This is a genomic window from Microvirga lupini (assembly GCF_014191055.1).
GTDB lineage: Bacteria > Pseudomonadota > Alphaproteobacteria > Rhizobiales > Beijerinckiaceae > Microvirga > Microvirga lupini_A.
The window spans coordinates 53,683-71,223 of record NZ_JACHWB010000009.1 but is presented as its reverse complement, the minus strand read 5'-3'; the positions used below and the strand labels follow the sequence as shown (position 1 = coordinate 71,223).

General features: G+C 60.6%; 23 protein-coding genes and 1 pseudogene. 9 read left to right on the top strand and 15 right to left on the bottom strand.

Going from position 1 to position 17,541, the window contains the following annotated elements; all coding sequences use genetic code 11:
* The first annotated feature begins 19 nt into the window (after positions 1–19).
* Genes FHR70_RS21750 through FHR70_RS21740 form a run of 3 tightly spaced genes read left to right on the top strand, consistent with a single transcriptional unit; the run spans position 20 to position 2,988 of the window.
* Positions 20–499 carry a tripartite tricarboxylate transporter TctB family protein gene (locus FHR70_RS21750; protein ID WP_183454159.1) on the top strand — a complete coding sequence of 160 codons (480 nt, stop codon included), beginning with the start codon at positions 20–22 and terminating at the stop codon, positions 497–499.
* A gap of 25 nt (positions 500–524) precedes the next feature.
* Positions 525–2,039, top strand: a complete 1,515-nt coding sequence (locus FHR70_RS21745; protein ID WP_183454157.1) for a tripartite tricarboxylate transporter permease — start codon at positions 525–527, stop codon at positions 2,037–2,039.
* Positions 2,040–2,052: 13 nt separating this feature from the next.
* Positions 2,053–2,988 (top strand): NAD(P)-dependent oxidoreductase, encoded by a 936-nt coding sequence (locus tag FHR70_RS21740; protein WP_425487891.1) that lies wholly within the window; start codon positions 2,053–2,055, stop codon positions 2,986–2,988.
* An 821-nt stretch (positions 2,989–3,809) separates the two neighbouring features.
* On the opposite strand, the gene FHR70_RS21735 is transcribed toward FHR70_RS21740, so the two are convergent.
* Complete coding sequence (locus FHR70_RS21735; RefSeq protein ID WP_183454153.1) at positions 3,810–4,157, bottom strand: lysozyme inhibitor LprI family protein; 348 nt, start codon at positions 4,155–4,157, stop codon at positions 3,810–3,812.
* Positions 4,158–5,826: 1,669 nt separating this feature from the next.
* Between FHR70_RS21735 and FHR70_RS21730 the strand changes: the two are divergent.
* Positions 5,827–6,078: pseudogene (locus FHR70_RS21730) on the top strand (ATP-binding protein); the annotation flags it as partial.
* Between the two features lie 87 nt (positions 6,079–6,165).
* Here FHR70_RS21730 and FHR70_RS21725 read toward each other — a convergent pair.
* The 3 genes from FHR70_RS21725 to FHR70_RS21720 are packed head-to-tail and all read right to left on the bottom strand — an operon-like array spanning position 6,166 to position 7,811.
* Positions 6,166–6,675 (bottom strand): Crp/Fnr family transcriptional regulator, encoded by a 510-nt coding sequence (locus tag FHR70_RS21725; protein WP_246408417.1) that lies wholly within the window; start codon positions 6,673–6,675, stop codon positions 6,166–6,168.
* Positions 6,676–6,894 carry a cyclic nucleotide-binding domain-containing protein gene (locus FHR70_RS24220; RefSeq protein ID WP_246408415.1) on the bottom strand — a complete coding sequence of 73 codons (219 nt, stop codon included), beginning with the start codon at positions 6,892–6,894 and terminating at the stop codon, positions 6,676–6,678.
* A 32-nt stretch (positions 6,895–6,926) separates the two neighbouring features.
* Complete coding sequence (locus FHR70_RS21720; RefSeq protein ID WP_246408413.1) at positions 6,927–7,811, bottom strand: Crp/Fnr family transcriptional regulator; 885 nt, start codon at positions 7,809–7,811, stop codon at positions 6,927–6,929.
* A gap of 176 nt (positions 7,812–7,987) precedes the next feature.
* On the opposite strand from FHR70_RS21720, the gene FHR70_RS21715 reads away from it, so the two are divergent.
* Both FHR70_RS21715 and FHR70_RS21710 read left to right on the top strand, forming a co-directional pair.
* Positions 7,988–8,353, top strand: coding sequence for a response regulator (locus FHR70_RS21715; RefSeq protein WP_183454151.1), 366 nt, complete (start codon positions 7,988–7,990; stop codon positions 8,351–8,353).
* A gap of 236 nt (positions 8,354–8,589) precedes the next feature.
* A complete protein-coding gene (locus tag FHR70_RS21710; RefSeq protein WP_183454150.1) occupies positions 8,590–9,354 on the top strand; it encodes a LuxR C-terminal-related transcriptional regulator in 765 nt (254 codons plus the stop codon).
* A 262-nt stretch (positions 9,355–9,616) separates the two neighbouring features.
* On the opposite strand, the gene FHR70_RS21705 is transcribed toward FHR70_RS21710, so the two are convergent.
* Positions 9,617–9,814, bottom strand: a complete 198-nt coding sequence (locus FHR70_RS21705; protein ID WP_183454148.1) for a DUF1236 domain-containing protein — start codon at positions 9,812–9,814, stop codon at positions 9,617–9,619.
* A gap of 238 nt (positions 9,815–10,052) precedes the next feature.
* Here FHR70_RS21705 and FHR70_RS21700 point away from each other — a divergent pair, with 238 nt between their 5' ends.
* Positions 10,053–10,328 carry a hypothetical protein gene (locus FHR70_RS21700; protein WP_183454146.1) on the top strand — a complete coding sequence of 92 codons (276 nt, stop codon included), beginning with the start codon at positions 10,053–10,055 and terminating at the stop codon, positions 10,326–10,328.
* A 164-nt stretch (positions 10,329–10,492) separates the two neighbouring features.
* On the top strand, positions 10,493–10,684 hold the full coding sequence (locus FHR70_RS21695) for a hypothetical protein (RefSeq protein WP_183454144.1): 192 nt from the start codon (positions 10,493–10,495) through the stop codon (positions 10,682–10,684).
* A 118-nt stretch (positions 10,685–10,802) separates the two neighbouring features.
* On the opposite strand, the gene FHR70_RS21690 is transcribed toward FHR70_RS21695, so the two are convergent.
* The gene (locus FHR70_RS21690; protein WP_183454142.1) at positions 10,803–11,054 is read right to left on the bottom strand and encodes a ParB N-terminal domain-containing protein; all 252 of its coding nucleotides are present in this window, start codon (positions 11,052–11,054) and stop codon (positions 10,803–10,805) included.
* Between the two features lie 157 nt (positions 11,055–11,211).
* On the opposite strand from FHR70_RS21690, the gene FHR70_RS21685 reads away from it, so the two are divergent.
* The gene (locus FHR70_RS21685) at positions 11,212–11,430 is read left to right on the top strand and encodes a hypothetical protein (protein ID WP_183454140.1); all 219 of its coding nucleotides are present in this window, start codon (positions 11,212–11,214) and stop codon (positions 11,428–11,430) included.
* A 118-nt stretch (positions 11,431–11,548) separates the two neighbouring features.
* Here FHR70_RS21685 and FHR70_RS21680 read toward each other — a convergent pair whose 3' ends face one another.
* The 9 genes from FHR70_RS21680 to FHR70_RS24620 form a co-directional block, all read right to left on the bottom strand.
* The gene (locus FHR70_RS21680; protein ID WP_183454137.1) at positions 11,549–11,818 is read right to left on the bottom strand and encodes a DUF6894 family protein; all 270 of its coding nucleotides are present in this window, start codon (positions 11,816–11,818) and stop codon (positions 11,549–11,551) included.
* Between the two features lie 523 nt (positions 11,819–12,341).
* Complete coding sequence (locus tag FHR70_RS21675; protein WP_183454135.1) at positions 12,342–12,491, bottom strand: DUF1127 domain-containing protein; 150 nt, start codon at positions 12,489–12,491, stop codon at positions 12,342–12,344.
* Between the two features lie 247 nt (positions 12,492–12,738).
* Positions 12,739–13,074, bottom strand: coding sequence for a hypothetical protein (locus FHR70_RS21670; protein ID WP_183454133.1), 336 nt, complete (start codon positions 13,072–13,074; stop codon positions 12,739–12,741).
* A gap of 686 nt (positions 13,075–13,760) precedes the next feature.
* Entirely contained in the window at positions 13,761–13,985 is a 225-nt protein-coding gene (locus tag FHR70_RS21665; RefSeq protein ID WP_183454131.1) for a hypothetical protein, read from the bottom strand.
* 51 nt (positions 13,986–14,036) lie between these two features.
* Positions 14,037–14,384: a hypothetical protein gene (locus tag FHR70_RS21660; protein WP_183454130.1), complete on the bottom strand. Its 348-nt coding sequence runs from the start codon at positions 14,382–14,384 to the stop codon at positions 14,037–14,039.
* Positions 14,385–14,467: 83 nt separating this feature from the next.
* The gene (locus tag FHR70_RS24215) at positions 14,468–15,202 is read right to left on the bottom strand and encodes a hypothetical protein (protein ID WP_246408409.1); all 735 of its coding nucleotides are present in this window, start codon (positions 15,200–15,202) and stop codon (positions 14,468–14,470) included.
* A complete protein-coding gene (locus FHR70_RS24210) occupies positions 15,142–15,777 on the bottom strand; it encodes a DUF7986 domain-containing protein (protein ID WP_246408407.1) in 636 nt (211 codons plus the stop codon). The genes FHR70_RS24215 and FHR70_RS24210 overlap by 61 nt, the downstream gene beginning before the upstream one ends.
* Before the next feature lie 221 nt (positions 15,778–15,998).
* Positions 15,999–16,964 carry a tyrosine recombinase gene (locus FHR70_RS21650; RefSeq protein ID WP_183454129.1) on the bottom strand — a complete coding sequence of 322 codons (966 nt, stop codon included), beginning with the start codon at positions 16,962–16,964 and terminating at the stop codon, positions 15,999–16,001.
* Positions 16,965–17,158: 194 nt separating this feature from the next.
* A complete protein-coding gene (locus FHR70_RS24620) occupies positions 17,159–17,449 on the bottom strand; it encodes a LuxR C-terminal-related transcriptional regulator (protein WP_183454128.1) in 291 nt (96 codons plus the stop codon).
* Positions 17,450–17,541: the final 92 nt, after the last annotated feature.

The window sequence follows — 17,541 nt, the reverse complement described above, 5'->3', positions numbered from 1 at the left end:
TCAGACCGGGACGGACGCCATGATTTCTCGTTACACGGCTGAGATCGGAACTGCGACTCTCACGACAGGCTTGGGGCTTGCTGCTGTGGTCGGTGCTCTGGAATTCGGGATTGGTTGGGGCGACGCAGGACCAGAGCCAGGAGCTTTTCCATTCTATATCGGCCTGCTGGTCGTTGGCGCCAGTATCGGAACTCTGATCCAGGCGACCGTCGGTCGACATGGATTGCACTCAGTCTTCCTTCATAAGGAAGAGGCCAAGCGTGTGGCCTCGTTCTTCCTGCCGATACTCGCCTTCGTGGTGGTGGCGCGTCTTCTCGGTCTATATGTGGCGACGGCGCTCTATCTCGCATTCGTCATGTCGGTGCAAGGCAAATATCGGCTCGTCATATCCATCGCTTCGGGCATCGCTGCCGCTGTCATTTTTTACTTCGTTCTCGAAGTGGCATTCCAGGTTCCTCTCCTGAAGGGTCCGCTCGAAGCCGCTCTGGGCCTCTACTAGCCGGCAATCCCGACGGAGACAGGTCGTGGAAAATTTCGCATCACTCCTTCACGGTTTTGGCGTCGCGCTGACAACCTACCACGTCATGCTGATGATGATCGGCGTGCTTCTGGGCATTCTCGTCGGCGTTCTGCCGGGCCTCGGGGCTCCCAATGGCGTTTCGCTGCTGCTGCCGCTGACCTTTACGATGGATCCGGTCGCTGCGATCATCCTTCTCACCAGCATGTATTGGGGAGCGCTCTTTGGCGGATCGACAACCTCGATCCTCTTCAACATTCCAGGCGAGCCATCATCCGTTGCGACAACGTTCGACGGATACCCCATGGCCCGGCAGGGACAGGCGACACAGGCGCTGACCCTCGCATTCCTGTCGGCCGGTTTTGGCGCTTTGGTCGGCGTGATCCTGATCACGGTGCTGTCGACTTGGGTGGCGAAGTTCGCCCTCCGGTTCAGTTCGCCGGAATATTTCGCCGTCTATTTCCTGGCCTTCGCCAGCTTCATCGGACTTGGCGCCGCATCGCCATTCAAGACCATCGTCTCGATGGGCCTCGGATTTGCTTTCGCGGCGGTCGGCATGGATACGGTCTCGGGCGGCCTGCGACTGACCTACGGGTTCAATGAGCTATTATCCGGCATCAGCTTCCTCATCGCGGTGATCGGCCTGTTCGGCATAGGCGAGCTCATGCTCACCATGGAGGAAGGGCTGCGCTTCGACGGCATCCGCGCTCGGGTCAAGATCCGTGACGTCTTCAAGACCGTCGCGACCCTGCCGCGCTACTGGGTGACGCTCCTGCGAAGCAGTGCCGTGGGGTGCTGGATGGGCATCACCCCAGGTGGTCCCACCGCAGCCTCCTTCATGAGCTATGGTCTCGCCAAACGCCTCTCCCGTCGCAAGGAAGGTTTTGGACGAGGCGAGCCCGAAGGGGTCGTTGCTCCGGAGACGGCAGATCACGCCGCCGGAAGCAGCGCTATCTTGCCCATGCTCGCCCTCGGTGTTCCCGGATCTGCAACTGCTGCCGTGATGATGGGCGGCCTGATGATCTGGGGGCTTAATCCGGGACCGATGCTGTTCGTCGAACGGCCAGACTTCGTCTGGGGCCTGATCGCCAGCATGTATCTCGGCAATATCGTGGCCGTGCTTATGGTGCTCGCCACCATTCCGCTCTTCGCCTCGATCCTGCGTATTCCTTTCGCCATCATCGGACCCGTGATCGTGGTCGTATGCTTCATCGGCGCCTACACGGTCGCTGGCCGTCCGTTCGATCTTTGGCTGGCCTTGGCCTTCGGTGGTGTGGGGTATCTGTTCAAGAAACTGGATTATCCGATTGCGCCGCTTGTTCTAGCGATGGTACTCGGCGACAAGGCAGAGGATGCTTTCCGCCAATCCATGATCATGTCCCGAGGATCGCTCTCGATCTTTTGGTCCAACGGTCTCGTCGCGACGCTGATGCTGATCGGATTGGCTCTTGCCTTCGGACCGCTGCTGAGCAGCACGCTCGGCCGCCTGCTGAAGCCGAAGACCTCGTCCGCGGTCGCCTGAATCCGATATTCAGATGGTCCGCTCTGTATCCGTGTGGGCCACCTTGAAGGAGTTTTCGATGTCGCCATCAATGTCGGTCAACGTGGCGTTCCTTGGCATTGGCCTCATGGGCTCGCGCCAGGCGAAACGATTGCTGGATGCCGGCTATCCGTTAACGCTCTGGAACCGGTCACGCGAGAAAGCCGAGGCTCTTGCGGCTCCTGACGCTCGTGTGGTGGATACCGCGCCCGAGGCCGTGAGTAACGCTGACGTTGTGATCCTAATGCTGGAGAATGGCAAGATCGTCACGGACGTGCTCTTCTCGCAAGGCGTGGCGGAGGCCCTGCGGCCGGGTGCTATCCTGGTCGACATGAGCTCCATCAGGCCTGCTGAGGCACAGGAACATGCGAAGCATCTCAAGGAGCGGGGCGTCCATCACATCGATGCGCCTGTCTCCGGTGGCACACTTGGAGCGGAGCAGGGGACATTGGCCATCATGGCTGGCGGCGAGGCCGAGGTCTTCGGCCGTGTCGAGCCGATCCTGAAGGTCATGGGCAGGCCTGTTCATGTGGGACCGCACGGAGCAGGGCAGCTCGCGAAACTGGCTAACCAGATCATCGTCGGCGTGACCATCGGAGCCGTTGCCGAGGCACTTCTGCTGGCCCAGCGGGGCGGCGCCGATCCGGCCAAGGTGCGTGAGGCTCTTCGTGGGGGATTTGCCGAAAGCCGCATTCTCGAACTTCACGGTCAGCGCATGGTCGAGCGCGATTTTGTCACCAAAGGCCGCTCGGTCACGCATCTCAAAGATCTCGACAATGCTTTGGATGCTGCGGCGCGGATCGAGCTTGACGCTCTGCCTTACACCGCGTTGACGGCGGACCTCTTCCGGGGCCTCATCGAGAATGCGGGCGATCTCGATCACAGCGGCCTCCTTATTGAGCTCGAACGCCGAAATGCCGTCGAAGTCTAGATAATCGTGTGGCTTAGTCCCAGCAGCTCATCAAGCCCCGGAGAATGGCAGGGTCCTTCGAAGTACTTGCACTTCATAGCCGCGCAACGTCGGCCGCTTCGAAGGGTCAGTGGCAGATCCCGATCGGCGACAGGACTATAGATTTATGTTTCGTGCAGAATACCGCTAGCATTCAAGGTATCTACGGCGCTAACATCGTGAGGGGCGCGTAGCATCTACTTGGTGCGAGGCTAAGCACGGCGATTGGTCAGCTTATGGCACGAGGCAGACGAAAGCCGTACTTCCGCTCCCAATCCAGAAGTCGCCATTTCTGGACACAAACCTCAAGTCACGATAAGCGGCTGTATCTCCCTCATCTTCATCCGCATCAACTGCATCCCCGCTCCAAGAGAGGCAGCTGGCGGGTTCGACACGTGACAGGGAAGCGCAATCACTGGCGTCTCGGATGCAAGTATCGCGTCCGTCTCAGCAAGCTTCACATTGTCGGGATGCTCAGACCACTTGGTCAAAGCTAGCCTAATCCAATCCCACCGTCTTAGGTGTGCTGGCTTCAACCTCCAAAACCGTCGGCTGCTCAGCCTCAAGTTCCTTCAGAGCGCGATCTCTCCAGTACCTCAGTTCGGCCGTGTCCTTTCCGACTTGCTCCTCAGCCGTGATAGCGTCCCAACCTGGTCCTTGATTATTAGCGAGCTGACGTGCTCGGGCTGTGATCTCCTCCTCAGTAAACCGTCGTGTGGCCATTGATCATCTCCCCAGCATGAGCGGAGAGTATCCTGCCGATCTATTGTGACGAGACGGTGATGGGCCGTACAGCGGAGAGGCTAGGAGGGCCCCCGCTTGGCGAGCGCCTCAAAGCCGCGTCGGAGCTGCTGGACACGCTCTTCATAGGCCTTCATGAGGCAGTCGTTATCCGTGCCGCAGCCGGCGCGTCGCTTGAGCCAGACGGCCTGCTCATCCTCCATGTCACCGTGGGCGCCCATCCCAAGCAATGGTTTTAACTGGGTATAGAGGACCGCCATCTCGACGTCCGCATCGTTCAGCTGGTGATCAGAACAGATGGCTTTCTCGTCCGCCGCTACAGCCTTTGAGCAGTCGAAGCTGGCGGCTTCAGAGGGCTGCCGTGCGAGTGGTAGCAGCAGGACGGTAAGGCAGAGAGCTTTCCCGATCATTTAATCATCCTCGTGGAGCCTGACGATAGGAAAACCGCTCCAGCGGCTAGAAGCTCCGCGTCAGCGGGATCCGGTTTGAAGCAGGGTTAAGAAGGGGTAAAGCGGATAGGCTGGCTACCGATGTCGCGCCGGACGAAGAAAAAAGGCCGCCGATGGATCAGCGGCCCGAAGGTGGGACATACGTCCTTCCAGAGGGAACGACGCGAACGGGAGGAATGATCGCGTCTCACTTGAGATGGTGCGCCGAACGGGCGTGTGTTACCTGGCCGAAGGCTGAGCTGGCATGCGCCAAGCGCAGCCATCCGCTCTTGAACCTTCAGCCAGGGCGTCAGCGATTGTGGGGCATCACCGCACTAGCAACCTTGGCCGTTCAACCGTGGCTTTTTCCCTGGATGCCTCAAAGGACGAGAGCACGGTGGTCAGAAGCCTTAGGCATCCGGGTCACGCGTAACGGACATCCTTATGGCCATTTGAGTATCAGGGTTTCTGACAGGGGCAACGACGGGAGCCTTCCCGAGTGTGATCAAGGCGATGATCGTGAAGAGAATATGAAGCTTCGATGGGGGCACGAAAGCACCTGGGTACGCAAAAACAGGCGCGGGTTTTGAGCCCTAGATCCTGAATCAAACCTTTCTGATGCAACGAAAAATTGGACTCCCAAGCCCGGAACTTTTGACGATTTTGCTTACCTCAAAGGGATGCGTTCGCTTTTCCCCGCCCTTATCCACAAACCGTCTGTCTGGGCTCGTTCGACAGGGTTAATCACTGCTTTCAGCTGCCAGCCCAAGGACCCCATCACCTCGCCTTTGGACAAGGACTGGGTAGATCATCCCATTGATTGTCAACGTTGGACCGAGAAGCTCTCTGGTAGGAGGTTGAGCACCAAGCCTTCCACTAGGGTGCATGCGATGTTCTCCAGCATCGCATTCTGGAATCGAGATGCCCGACCTGAACGCCGGTAGGGAGGACTACCAGCTGGGGCTCGCTGCACAAACGCGAAGCAGCTGCAGGTCATGTCGGATCCTGGGCTTCCTGCCTGCTGCGCTCTCGCACATCATCGCCGCTGATCGTCAAAGTTGCCGGCTTAGCCCTAATGCCTGCAAACACACGAGAAGCAGAAGTGAGCCGCACGTCCGCATTCGGCCGCAAAGCCGACCATTAAACAGCCATGCTGTACGGCAGGGTTTGACCATACCAGACTATTGTCGCGAAGATGGACAGCGCTCCGATCCTGGGTCTGTGCCAGAGCACTCACGGCTAACTCAGCGATCCTTCAAGCCGATAGGTATGGCTCCGGTTCAGAATCTGTTCGACAAAACAGGCGAGCACCGGGAGAGAGAGTTCGCACAGGTCACAACAAGACGTCAGCCGTACAACGGAAAGGACCGTCCTAGACCTAAGACTGGCCAAGGACGGCTGCATGTTCATGAAGGCACCAGCATGTGCCGACTCGCTGCGCTGACATAGGTCGACAGCACGATTATCTGCGGCTCCCTAGTCCTTCTTTGCCCAACAGAACAGGAGCTCCCGTTATGCTCTCCAAGCTGAGCTGACCGCCCTGCGCGCCCTGTTCCAGCAGGCGCCCGGCCACATGGCGGTGCTACGCGGGCCGGACCACGTCTATGCCCTGGTCAACGACGCCTACCGGCTAATCGTCGGCGAGCGCGACCTGTTCTTCCAGCTGGTGTCCCGTCGCTACGAGCGCGGCTCAATCCTGATTACCTCCAATCGCTCCGTGGGCGAATGGGGATCGGTTTTTGGGGACGCCATGGTGGCGACGGCGATTTTGGATCGCCTGCTTCATCATTCGACGGTGATCACCATCCGCGGCGACAGCTATCGGCTGCGCGAAAAGCGCCGATCCGGCCTGCTGCAGAAGGCCGGATCGGCACTCGAAGCTGAGGTAAATGCAAAGCAATGAGAGGGGGTCAAATCCTCAATTCGCCCAAGAGGTCAATTCTTCGGTTCGCTTGACACGCGTCTCGCGGGCGGCAGGCCCAGTTGCCGATCACGGGGGCTGAGGGGACCGCAGGATCTGCTCGGTTCGCTGGCGCATGATGCCATAGCAGCCGCAGACCGCCTGCTCGAGGCCCGGCCGATCCGTGATCGTGATGACGCCGCGCCCCTGCTCGATCAGCCCGGAGGTCTGCAATGCGCCAGTGACCAAGCTGACGGTGGAACGCTGCACGCCCAGCATCTGGGACAGGTGATCATGGGTGAGCGGCAGGGCATCCTGGCCGATCCGGTCGTGCAGGGTAAGCAACCAACGGCAGCAGCGCGCCTCGACGCTGTGCACGGTGTTGCACGCCATCGCCTGCAGGGCCTGTGCCAGCATTGCCTCGATGAACTGCAGGCAGAGCCCCCGCACCGCCGGCCGGGCCTCGAACACCTGACGCAGGACCTCCGTGTCGAGGCGCGAGGCGGTGCCGCTGACCTGGACCACATAGCGCCCGAGCGAGCGACGGGTCGCCAGCGCACTGGCGAGGCCGAACAGGGCCACGTGTCCAAACACCGTCATCTAGACGGTTTTGCCATCGGCCAGAATGGTGAGGAGCGAGACCACCGCATCCTGGGGGAAGTAGACATGGGGCATCTGGTCGCCGGTCTCGTAGACGATCATCCCCTTCAACAGCCTGACCGTCTCGAGATGTGGCCCAAGGGCGGCGAAGTCTTCAGGCGCCAGCGCCGCCAGAAGCTGGTTGGCACGATGATCTAATCGGCTCGCAGGCTTTGCCATGATCCGGGCCACTCGCTTCCGACGGAAGCGATCTATCGAGCAGGCAGATAGATCAGCAGGACCACATTGGCACCCAGCCTCCAGGCAAACTCAACAAAGTCAGCGGCGCAGCTTGAGCGGGGAGGTGGCCGGCGGGAGCGCTGGGCCGGTTGTGTCTCGCCGGGGCGAGCAGCATCGGCAAAGGTGGCCGGCAGCAGCTTGTCGAAGCGGAAGTGGATCTTGCGGTAGCACTCACACGCGGCGCGGTCGATCACCGCGATGCCGCCGCGGCGCTGCTCGATCAGGCCTGATGTTTGCAGGCCGCGCAGGACGGTGCTGACGGTGGAGCGCTGCACGCCGAGCATCTCGGCCAGGAACTCATGGGTCAGCGGCAGGGCGTCCTGATCCAGGCGGTCATGGGTGCTCAGAAGCCAGCGGCAGCACCGAGCCTCGACCGGATGCACCGCATTGCAGGCCACGGTGTGATACGCTTGGGCGAGCAGGGCCTCGTTGTACGCCAGCACCTGCCGTTGCAGCGCCGGGCGGGCCTGGATGGCCGCATGCATGTGGTCCAGCTGAACCCGGGAGGCGCTGCCGGGGATCTGCACCACATAGCACCCGAAGGCCTCGCGGCTGACAAAGGCGCTGAGCAGGCCGAACAAGCCCTCGCGCCCGAACATCGCCACTTCGGCCAGACGGCCGTCCGCCATCACATCGACGAGGGACACGATGGCGTCATGCGGGAAGTAGGTGTAGCAGATCGGATCGCCCACCTCGTACAGCACAGTGCTGCGTGGCAGGATCACGGCCTCGAGGTGCGGTTCAAGCCGAGCGAAGTCCTCGGCCTCCAGCGCGGCGAGGAACCGGTTGGCCCGGTGATCTGGCCGGGGGCCGGAGGCTCCGGAGAGCGTGCGTCCTTCTTCTGAAGGCATGATCATGACCTTGCAGGGCACCTCCTGTTCAAGCGGCCTGAATACCCGTCGCAGGTCGGCCTTGCCGTTACCGCTTACCATGCTATCTGACGCGCCCACCTGAGAAAGGGTTCCCTTGGCTCTCAGGCGTGCAACCAGGCGCAGCCGTTGTTGACCAGTGCGACATCGCAAGAGGCCTCATCATGCTCAGCGGCATCCAGGTCCTGATCGTCGAGGACGAGGCCTTGGTGGCCGCGAGTTTGTCCGACGTGATGGAGAATGCCGGGGGTGAGGTTGTGGGCGTGGCCCGCAGCGTGAGCGAGGCCCGCGAGCTGATCAGGCGGCTCACCTTCGACGCCGCGGTGCTGGATCTTCATCTGCCTGGCGGCGACGTCACGCCGATCCTGGAAGCGCTCCACGCCGGCCGGGCCCCCACCATCGTTTACAGCGGTGACGAGCTGCCGGAGAAGGTCAGGGCGCGACATCCCGAGCTCGTGGCGCTTCGGAAACCGGTTCTCACGGGTCGGCTCATGGCCGAGATCCTCCGGGCGCGGAGAACCGACCTGTAGTCGGCGCCATCTCGGCGGCTTTTTAGAACCGGAGGAACACTCTGATCACCGTGTTCCAGTGGTGTTAACCAAGCTTAGCCATCGATATGACTTACAGGTAAGCTTGACCATACCATCGTGATCAAAGGTGAGGCTTAGGACGTTTGTCTAACCTTGCTTTGTCGGATTTACGACAGACAAACATCCTACCAGCTGTTTACTTTTTCTTAACGGGAATTCCTGGACAAGGGGCACAGATGACTACGCAAACGCTCACGCTTGTACATGATTGCTCATCGGACCCTGACCTTCTGTCCGGCAGTTCCATTCCAACGATTTCAACCGCTCTGATCTGCGACAGCGCCCTTTTCCGCTCCGCACTTCAGCACAGCCTGCGCGACACGCCGTTTGCGATTGCTGAGGCAGCGTCCGTCACGGGTCCAAAGCGGCTCCAGTATTGTGCCGTCAACACGGCCCTGGTGATCATCGAGGCCAGCCAGAACACCCGTCGGGTGCTGGAGGTGGTCAGGCAGGTGAGGGAGCGGTCGCCCGAGACCCGGATCGTGGCTCTGGCGGATCAGTTCGACCTCAGCTTTGTGCGGACGGCCCATGAGGCTGGCGTGAGCGGTTTCTGTCTCACCGCCGGTGGCCCTGAGGTTCTAATCAAGTCCCTGGAACTGGTCATGCTGGGCGAGAGTGTTCTGCCCTTCGAGGTTCTGCGCTCACTGATCGATGCGGCACCCCGGAAGCACAGCCAGCCACTTCAGGACAGCACGACAGAGCCGAAGCTTTCTGATCTGAAAGACTGCAAGCTCTCGATGCGTGAGGCGGAAATCCTGGGCTGCTTGACGAAGGGAGAGCCCAACAAGGTCATCGCTCGCAGGCTCGACATCACTGAGGCGACCATCAAGGTCCACGTCAAAGCCATCCTGCGCAAGATCGGCGCATCCAATCGCACCCAAGCAGCCATGTGGGCCTCTCAGCGCCTGCCGCAGCACGGTCGAGCACCTATGAGTGCCTGAGGCGGCTGAGTTGAAGATCGCGATTGGTGCCGAGGTTGGCGTCCACTTCCATCCTCCGGGTCCGATGAGAAGCTCTCGCAAGCTCAACACAATCCCATGCCCAGCAGTATCGGATGATCTGCGCTCCGCGATCAAGCACCCTCTCATCCGGCTCCGGACAGCCTGACAAAATGGCCCCGACGGATCGCGCCGAGGCCAAGCAGAGGTCAGATGAAGTTCCAGGTCAACGGTGCATTGCTGCGCACGTTGCCTTAAGCACCGGTTAGTCGATCCTCTCAATGATACTGCGGCTGCTGGGCTCAACCAGCACAGTCTGGTTCCCCACAACAGCGTACCGGTACTCGGTCACACCGACATCAGACAGGAAGGGCGTGATTTCAACCGTCTCAGGCAACACCGTTCCCTTAGAGATCGTGACGCTGGAAGGAACTGTCACGGCCTTGGGCTTGCTGGTGGTCACGGCGGCAAACTCCCTAAGGCGGTACGTGGATGACGTCGTTGACATGAGGACAGATCGTACAGCTGGTTCCATGAAAAATGTTCAACGAAAATCATGTGTAGTCGCAAAGTTAAAATGTCCTGATCCTGCTATGTGGTATGCAGGCCAGTAGGCATTGCCGTACCGCTCACCCCTGAGAGACTGGATCAACACAACTGTCATCCCGCAGGTCGTGGAAGCTGATACGGATCCGGCCAATATGCCCGGTCGCATCAGCCGCTGCCCCGAGGCCAACCAAAACGTTCATCTCGCCCACGAGGCATGCAGCATCGTCTGCCAATCTGAGCCGAACCTGGCGGTGCCGAACCCGGGCTTCGAAGTCGTTGAGCAAGAACAGGGTTTCCGCGTCTACGTCGAGGTCGAGGTGGCCAAAGCGCGTGCCGTTAGGACCGGTTGTGATCTGCAAACCTTGAAGCAGATGACGGCCCTCTGTTGGCCATTCCACGACGGGGTTTTGGCTAAGCGGCATCGATGACCTCACGCTTGAACAATCCTGCAGCACGACGGAGCTCAATAATCTAAGCGAGGCTTCTGCGGAGCGGTTCCACCTCTTGGTGCTGGTCTACTCCTTTAGGCCTAATGTGACGGCACGGTCCGACGCTTAAGCTTGAGTGTGGGTCACAGTAGGGAGCCACGGGCATGGAGCGCTTTGTGGTCACACGAACCAGGAAAGGTCTGTGGTCGGTGTCGCACGATGGAGAGACGTTTGCCATCTTCCCAACCGAAGAGGAGGCGCTCTCGGCCACGTTCGCACGAGCGGCAGAACGACGACGCGCCGGCATCAACGTGGCGATTGTCGTCACTCACGCGCTGAAGACACCCGATACTTAGTTCAGCCGCCCACCGTTTCACAAAAGCTTTTTGGGGCCGTTCCCGCTTCCCACGTCTGGGTCCTCCACCATCCCGCGTCTGGTTTCCGATCTGACTCCAGCAACACCCTCGGCGCAGATCAATGCTTGCGAGCCTGAACCAGATAGGCTGGGACCGTTGTCTCGCCGAGTGCCCTGCAGGCTTCCAGCCGATGCAGCCCCTCTACCAGAACAAAGCCGGTGCCGTCTGGCCGCACGAGAACGGGGGCTTCCTGCCCCTTGATCAGGATGCTTTCCGCCAGGGCGTCAACCTTCTGCGGATCAAGAGTTTGGCGCCGCTTCACCGGCACATAGACATCCTGGATCGCGAGCATCTGCCGCTTCAACACCATCCCAACTGCTCCAGTATTCGTCATGTTGGATTGAAGCTTACGGGCAGACGTCGGGCTTGCATAGGAACATGCCCCCGCGAGGAACGTTCATTCGTAAGCCTAGCTTAGCAGTTCCGTAGCCCATCAACGCTGGGCACCCTCGAACGGAGGCAAAGCCATGCGCACACTCACAGCACTGATGGGCTTTCTCTTTCTGGCGATTTCGTCTGCCTGGGCCCAGACTCCTCCGCCCGCTACGCCTGGCGCTCCTCCGGCCGGAGGCACCACAGCCACTGGGGGTGGAATTGCGGACTACTGGTGGATCATCCTGCTGGTCGTCATCGTCGCCGCAGCCATCTGGTACTTTTCCCGCAGTCGCGGCCGCAATCAACTGTAGAGAGCCATTCCTCCAGAGCGACAGCTCTGGAACGGCACTATGGGCGTCAGCGTTGATGAGCAGACGTAGAGAGCCCGGCCCTGTGCCGGGTTCTTTTTGGCCATGCTGCCTCCTGCACTTATGCGCTCCATGGATGCGGACCCTGAGAGCGTGGGACGTGCCACTCGATCTCCATCGATGCTCTGACGGTGCAGACCCGCTGGCCGCGCTCATCTCGAACCTCGATGACAACATCGCGGGAATCGCCCTTCGCCAGCCGGCCTGTTCCGATCTCGGCCGCCGAACGGGTGGCTGCATGCACCGAAGCGTCGAGGCTGTCGAACTCGGCGCCTTCGTCATCACGGACGCTCTGTGCACCATTCTGAATGTCAAAGTAGTAGCAGGCCACGGCGATCTCCTCTGGGCCAGCACAACGGCGTCGGACATGGTCCGTACCAAACGGCAAGCGCCCCGGCTGAGGTGCTGTCAGGATAACCTCACCCCAGGGCGCTCAGCGGAGCGTGGAGCTCCGCATCTGTTCGGGCTGGTACGCAACGCGCCCGACACACTCATGCTGTCCGACCCAGGTGAACAATCGGTGGACATCGACAGCACGGTATTCGTAGGGTGGAACGAGAGATCCTATCCGTGTGCGCCAGAATAGATCGATAACCCTCAGTCAGGTGAAGTTGTCCGGCAAGGACATCCCGCCAGACGTCCATGGTCCTTGGACAACAGATTTCGGAAGATAGGCCGCGGATCTATGGATGTGACGCAGGGAGATCAATCGCAACGCCGTCAGATGGACGTCATCGAGCCGCTTTAGGTGAGCCCCGTGGCCGCTTGGCCCGAGGGGTAAGGACAGGCACGGATGCACTGCCGTCCTTACCCCTCACCCAATCTCATCGATCGCAGCGACTTCAGGGCAGGCTTCAGCGGCTCTGGCGTGCCACCTGCGCGATGTCGTGCCTGGCGATGCCGATGTCGGACAACTCACGGTCAGAGAGAGCATGCAACGGCCGTGCGGTTTCACGGGCACGCAGCCAGCGACGCAGGCTTGCCAGAACAACTGATAAAAACATGACGCAACCTCAATGATGAGCCAGCCCACACGCATAGGCGCCGCGCACGGACAGCGAGAAAAAAGGGCCACCGTTTGGGGTGGCCGAGTTCAGGGAGGAAACCCGCCACCGGGAGGCGGTGGCGGAGGAGGGATCATCTACAGCGCGGCTGGCACACGACAAACCTGAAAGATCTCGCCCCTGCCATGCGGAGTGAGCATGGAACGGATCGGGAGAATTTACGCCTCGTTTACGCTTGCCGAGCCCCTCAATCAGGGATCTTGCTGAGGATCCACCGGACCGCCTCAGGACTGAAGCCGATCTCGATCAACTCCTCTTCGAGATCCTCAACCGCATCAGGATCAAGAGTGATCGAGTTGTCCTCTGCAGCTACCTTTGAAATATGCTTCGACTCGTCGCCGATCTGCTCCGGTTCATTCGCCTCGTCGTCGATGGGCGCTATCGTGACGCGCACAACCGGGCTGTAATCCTCATCCTCGGCATCTTCACTCTCGTAGACTTTGAGCGTGACCCAGCGCTCCTCGACCTCATCTTCGTAGACCGTCTTCCACTCGCCCACATGCCCCTCCTGATCGTGCACCATTGCCACCTTGTTCCGGCATTGTAGCGCAACATTCCCGACGCCTGAGAGTTATCCTATGGCGGAGGCGTTCCACAGCCCCTGTGCTCTCTTTGTACCAGCCTCCGTAGACTTGAGCCCCGTTCAGCCCAATCCCGACGGGGCTCTTTCCATGCCGAAGCGCGCACAAGTCTGGTACCTGCCTCAGACATCAAGGCAATTGCTTCACAGTGCGCGCAAGTCGCTCCTGGTAATCATCTCACCCGTTCCCCTGTGGCTGCAGAAGGGTAGGGGCGATTGGGCTGCCGCGGAGAACCTTGGGCCTCTCCTCACTGGCCGTCATGACGGGAACGGCAAGGCCCTGAAGCAGAGGCAGCGCGATGATGCCAGCAACAACGGCAAGCACGGCGATGATGAACTCGGCTCGCCTATAGGCTGCTCTTTTGCCGTGAAAGGGGAGGCAGCGTTTTGGGGGACTGAACACAGCGTTGTTATCATTTACCGCGATCAGTGGCCTGGGGTTTAGGTGCGCCAACGGCATGGGGCCACACGAGAACGTCTTGTTGGTGCAAGCAGAAAGGACAACCCTCATCTGGTAGCCTCCCCTCCGAAGTCTTTCGGTGAGTGTACGTTGCCTACCTGATCCAGGCTCTCGCCCGAAGGGGTAACTCCGCCGCTCCAAGGGGGTACAAGGTCCCAAGTTGTTGGCTTCAGGTCACTTGGAATGCGCGCTGGGCTCGCTCGCGGATCTCGTCCAGTTCGTCCTGAAGGGAGTTGATCTGCCCTTGGATCTCCTCGAAGGACGTGCACTCGGGCGTGATAAACAGGCGTCCATCCGCGCCCCGGCTGTAGCGGAGGAGGGCAATCTTCACGATTGCCGGGTTGTCCGGTGTTCCGGGCTGGATGTCGAGCTCCAAGGCTCCCAAGGGATGCATCGATGGATCTCCCTGCTAGGGTTAAGAGTGAGGCCGCATGCCGGCTATCACTTAACTCGCCTGCGACCCCGTTTGCTGGCGCTGAAGCATCAATGCGATCTCGGGCCTGTTCTCCCTAAGCCACTGGGTGGCATCAGGCTGGCTGACGACACACTCGATCGCGGCCCAGGTGGGGTCCTCGAGTGACTCCTCCTTAAGCCGGGTGGCCGCATAGTCGATGAGCCGATGAAGGCCCGCGTAGCCGGGCCGCGCCTTAAGAGCATCGGCGACCCAGACGCTGGACCAGTCCTGCCCGGCAAGGTGCAGGATGCTCTGCGGATCGGCCTCGCAAAACCACGGTGTCGCGTCGAACTCGAGAGCGAGTGCATTGTCGGCGGTATGGCACGAAGCCCGGATCATCGCGCACCTCCCGGATCAGCTCTCCGGAGCGCAATTCTAACACACACTCCCGCTCGGGCGGAACCGATGCTGTCGTTGCAGAGCTATCGCCTGAGCTTCTCCAGGCCCAGATCACGCCAGAGCCAGGCGAAGTCGTAGCTGACCATCGGATCGTCGGGCTGTCTCCCGCTCTTCGACTGGTTTTCGATGTGCTTCAACCAGTCTACGACCTTGCGCCGGCCCACGGCGGTTTTTGCGGCGGCCCGTGGGCTCAGGTCCCCAAGCGCCGGGATCGGTTCGTCCAGGGCCTTGCGATAGTGGGCGGTCAGAGCCTCATGGACCAGTTCGGCTTGCAGTTCGGCGGGAAGGTCACTGGCCTTGTCCTGATGAACGTCCCCATCTCGCCTAGCCATGGCCTGTTCGAGCGTTTCGATCTCGGTCAGAACCGGCCCGACCAGCGCCCCGGCCAAGTCAGCCAGGATGGCCATCCCACGCTCGGCCCTTTCACGGGAGTTCGCCTCCAGCACCAATGCCTTATCGGTCAGCTCAATGTTGCCCAGGATTGTCTCGCCTGTGTCGAGCGTCACCCGCACCGACCGACCTTCCTTTGAGGCGGACCGGCTCGCCGGCTTGCCAGAGGACTTCCGTTGGGCAGGCTGCCGCTCGATCCAGTTCCAGAAGCCCCCATTCTCCTCCTGGAAAGCCGGAATGGTGCGCAAGCGCTCCCGGATTTCAGCGGCGCCTTCTGAGCGCAAGGGAAAGCGGACCCGGCAGAAGACTACCTCGTCGCCATCGCCGTTGAGAATGGTCGGTAGGCTCTGATCGAGCGCTGAGGCCAAGGCATCCTCCAGCCAGATGTTGCTGAAGTCGGCGCGACTGTCGCCATGAACAGCAGGTCGGCGATCTGGCCATCCTCCCGGGCCGCTTTAGGCAGCTGCGCCTCTTTGGTCAGCTTGCGGAACTCACGCCGGGCCTGCTGCTTGGCCGCCTTGAGCTCGTCCATGAGCAGAGTGGCGGCGCTCGGACGGAAGGGCAGGAGGCCACCGGCCAAGATGTTCTTGCCTGAGACCTCAACGATCCGGGCACCGATCTTGTCCCAGACCTTGAGTTTCTTGGTGGCGGAGTGCTCGCTGACCCGGATCGGCTCACCGCCGCGTAAGAGATCCCGTGCCAGGAAGGACTGGCCAGGCACGATCTCGCTGACCTCGTACAGGCTCATGCAGGAGTTTCGCAGGGCCTCCATGTAGCGCCGGTTGCCGGCGCTCTCCTTCCAGCCGCGGCGCTTGAGATAGTCCTCGACGATGTTGCGCCCGTCCGGTTCGAGGGACTGAGTCAGGAAATCCTCAAAGGCGCAGCTCCACAGGGTCATGGCGGTGTAATCGCCGATCACCTCGGCGATGTCTTCGAAGTCCATCTCATAGTCTTCGCACGCTGGACCAAGGTGCAGATCCAGAACTTCCGAAAATGGCTCGCGCCATTCCTCGTGTGTAAGCCATTTCATCAGCCCGGAGAGGGAGTGGTTGCCGAGCATGATCCTTCGATCCTGGTTGAGTGGCAGGAGAAGCGCTTCAAGCTCAGTGTATCGCCGCAGGACTTCGGATCAAGCGCGGCCTCTTAGCCCCTTGCCCATATGGCTCAAGCGGCTGTCGTGCGCTCCTCCCGTTCATCCTCATTCAGCGGGTGAAGGTCGCGGACCATCTGGTGAAGGCGGGAGGTGTCGAGATGGGTGTAGATCTGGGTGGTCTCGATGCCGGCATGGCCGAGGAGCTCCTGCAGCACGCGCAGGTCAGTGCCACCTGAGTGCATGTGGGTGGCAAAGGCATGCCGCAGCACGTGCGGCGACACCCGCTCAGGGCTGGCCAGCCCGGCCGCCACAGCCGCTTCCTTGATCTCGAGGAGAGCCGCCTGTCGCGTCAGAGCCTTCGCTCCGTTACGCACCGCGTGAAACAGCCAGGGGCTCGGCTTGCCGCCGGAGTAGGCGCTGCCCAGCCTTTGCCACAGGGCGATGGCCTCGATCGCCCGCTCGTGTAGTGGCACCAGTCGTTGCTTGTCGCCCTTGCCGCGCACCAAGAGCATGCGGGTACCCGGGGGAGCCGCATTGGAGGGCAGGGACAGGGCTTCGCTGATGCGCATCCCGGAGGCATAGAGGGTCTCGAACAGAGCAGCCCGTCGCGCATAGCCGGCCTGCCGGTACAGCCCGACCGACGGGTCGGCCGCAAGCCGATGTGCGGTCTCTAGGAGTGCTTCGGTCTCGGCGATCGAGAGGACGAAGGGCAGCTTGCGGGACCGCTTCATGGCCGAGAGATGGGAGGTGGGATCGCGCGAGCCGAGTTCCTCGGCGATCAGGAACTTGTGCAGGCCGCGGACCACTGTGATGCGTCGGGCAATGGTGGATCCGGCATAGCCGCGCTGATCAAGAGTGGCGATGTAGTCGCGGATCTGCTCCAGGCCGACCTCGTCCAAGCCGAGGCTGTTCTCATCCAGCCAAACAAGGTAGCAGTTGAGATCGTCGGTGTAGGTGTCGATGGTACCGGCCGAGGCCCCGAGTTCTGTGGCCAGGGCATCGAGCCAGAGCTGGGCAAGCCTCTGATTGGTGCGCATGAAATCCTCCTGTGGGAGGACACTGCCACGGCATCCGTTACCGAGTTCTTGTCAAAATCTTTGCTACCAGTCCTGATGTTGTAGCTGCAAAGTTAGAATGTCCTACTCGAGCAACTTGCAAATAATCTTCAGCCCTGCCTCTTAGAGCTTATCTGATGCTTTGACTGGAGCATCCTGATTGCTCTGGAATGTGGTCACAAAGCCACTGTAGTTTCGAGGAAGCGTACTTGTTCCGCGGGGGTTAATGCTAGATGCGGTTTGCTTCTGGCCCGCGCCTTGTAGAACAGAGACTTGACATGCTCCTTGATGGTAGCTTCGCTTAACGACAACTCGTGTGCGATGCCGCTGCTCCCTTTGCCGTTCGCGAGGAGGCAAAGCACATCTGCCTCCTCTTGGGATAGGACTGGAAAGCATGCACCCCCGTTCGGCTTTGCATCGGGCCGGCGCTTCCGCTTCCCACATAGGCAAATCAGGTTGTCGGTCATAATAGTTGCCCCTGCAGTGCTTATTCCAACCTATCATAACGTTAGGGAAACCCGCCTACTTTGCCGGACGGCGCAAATTCTGTGCCATTTGC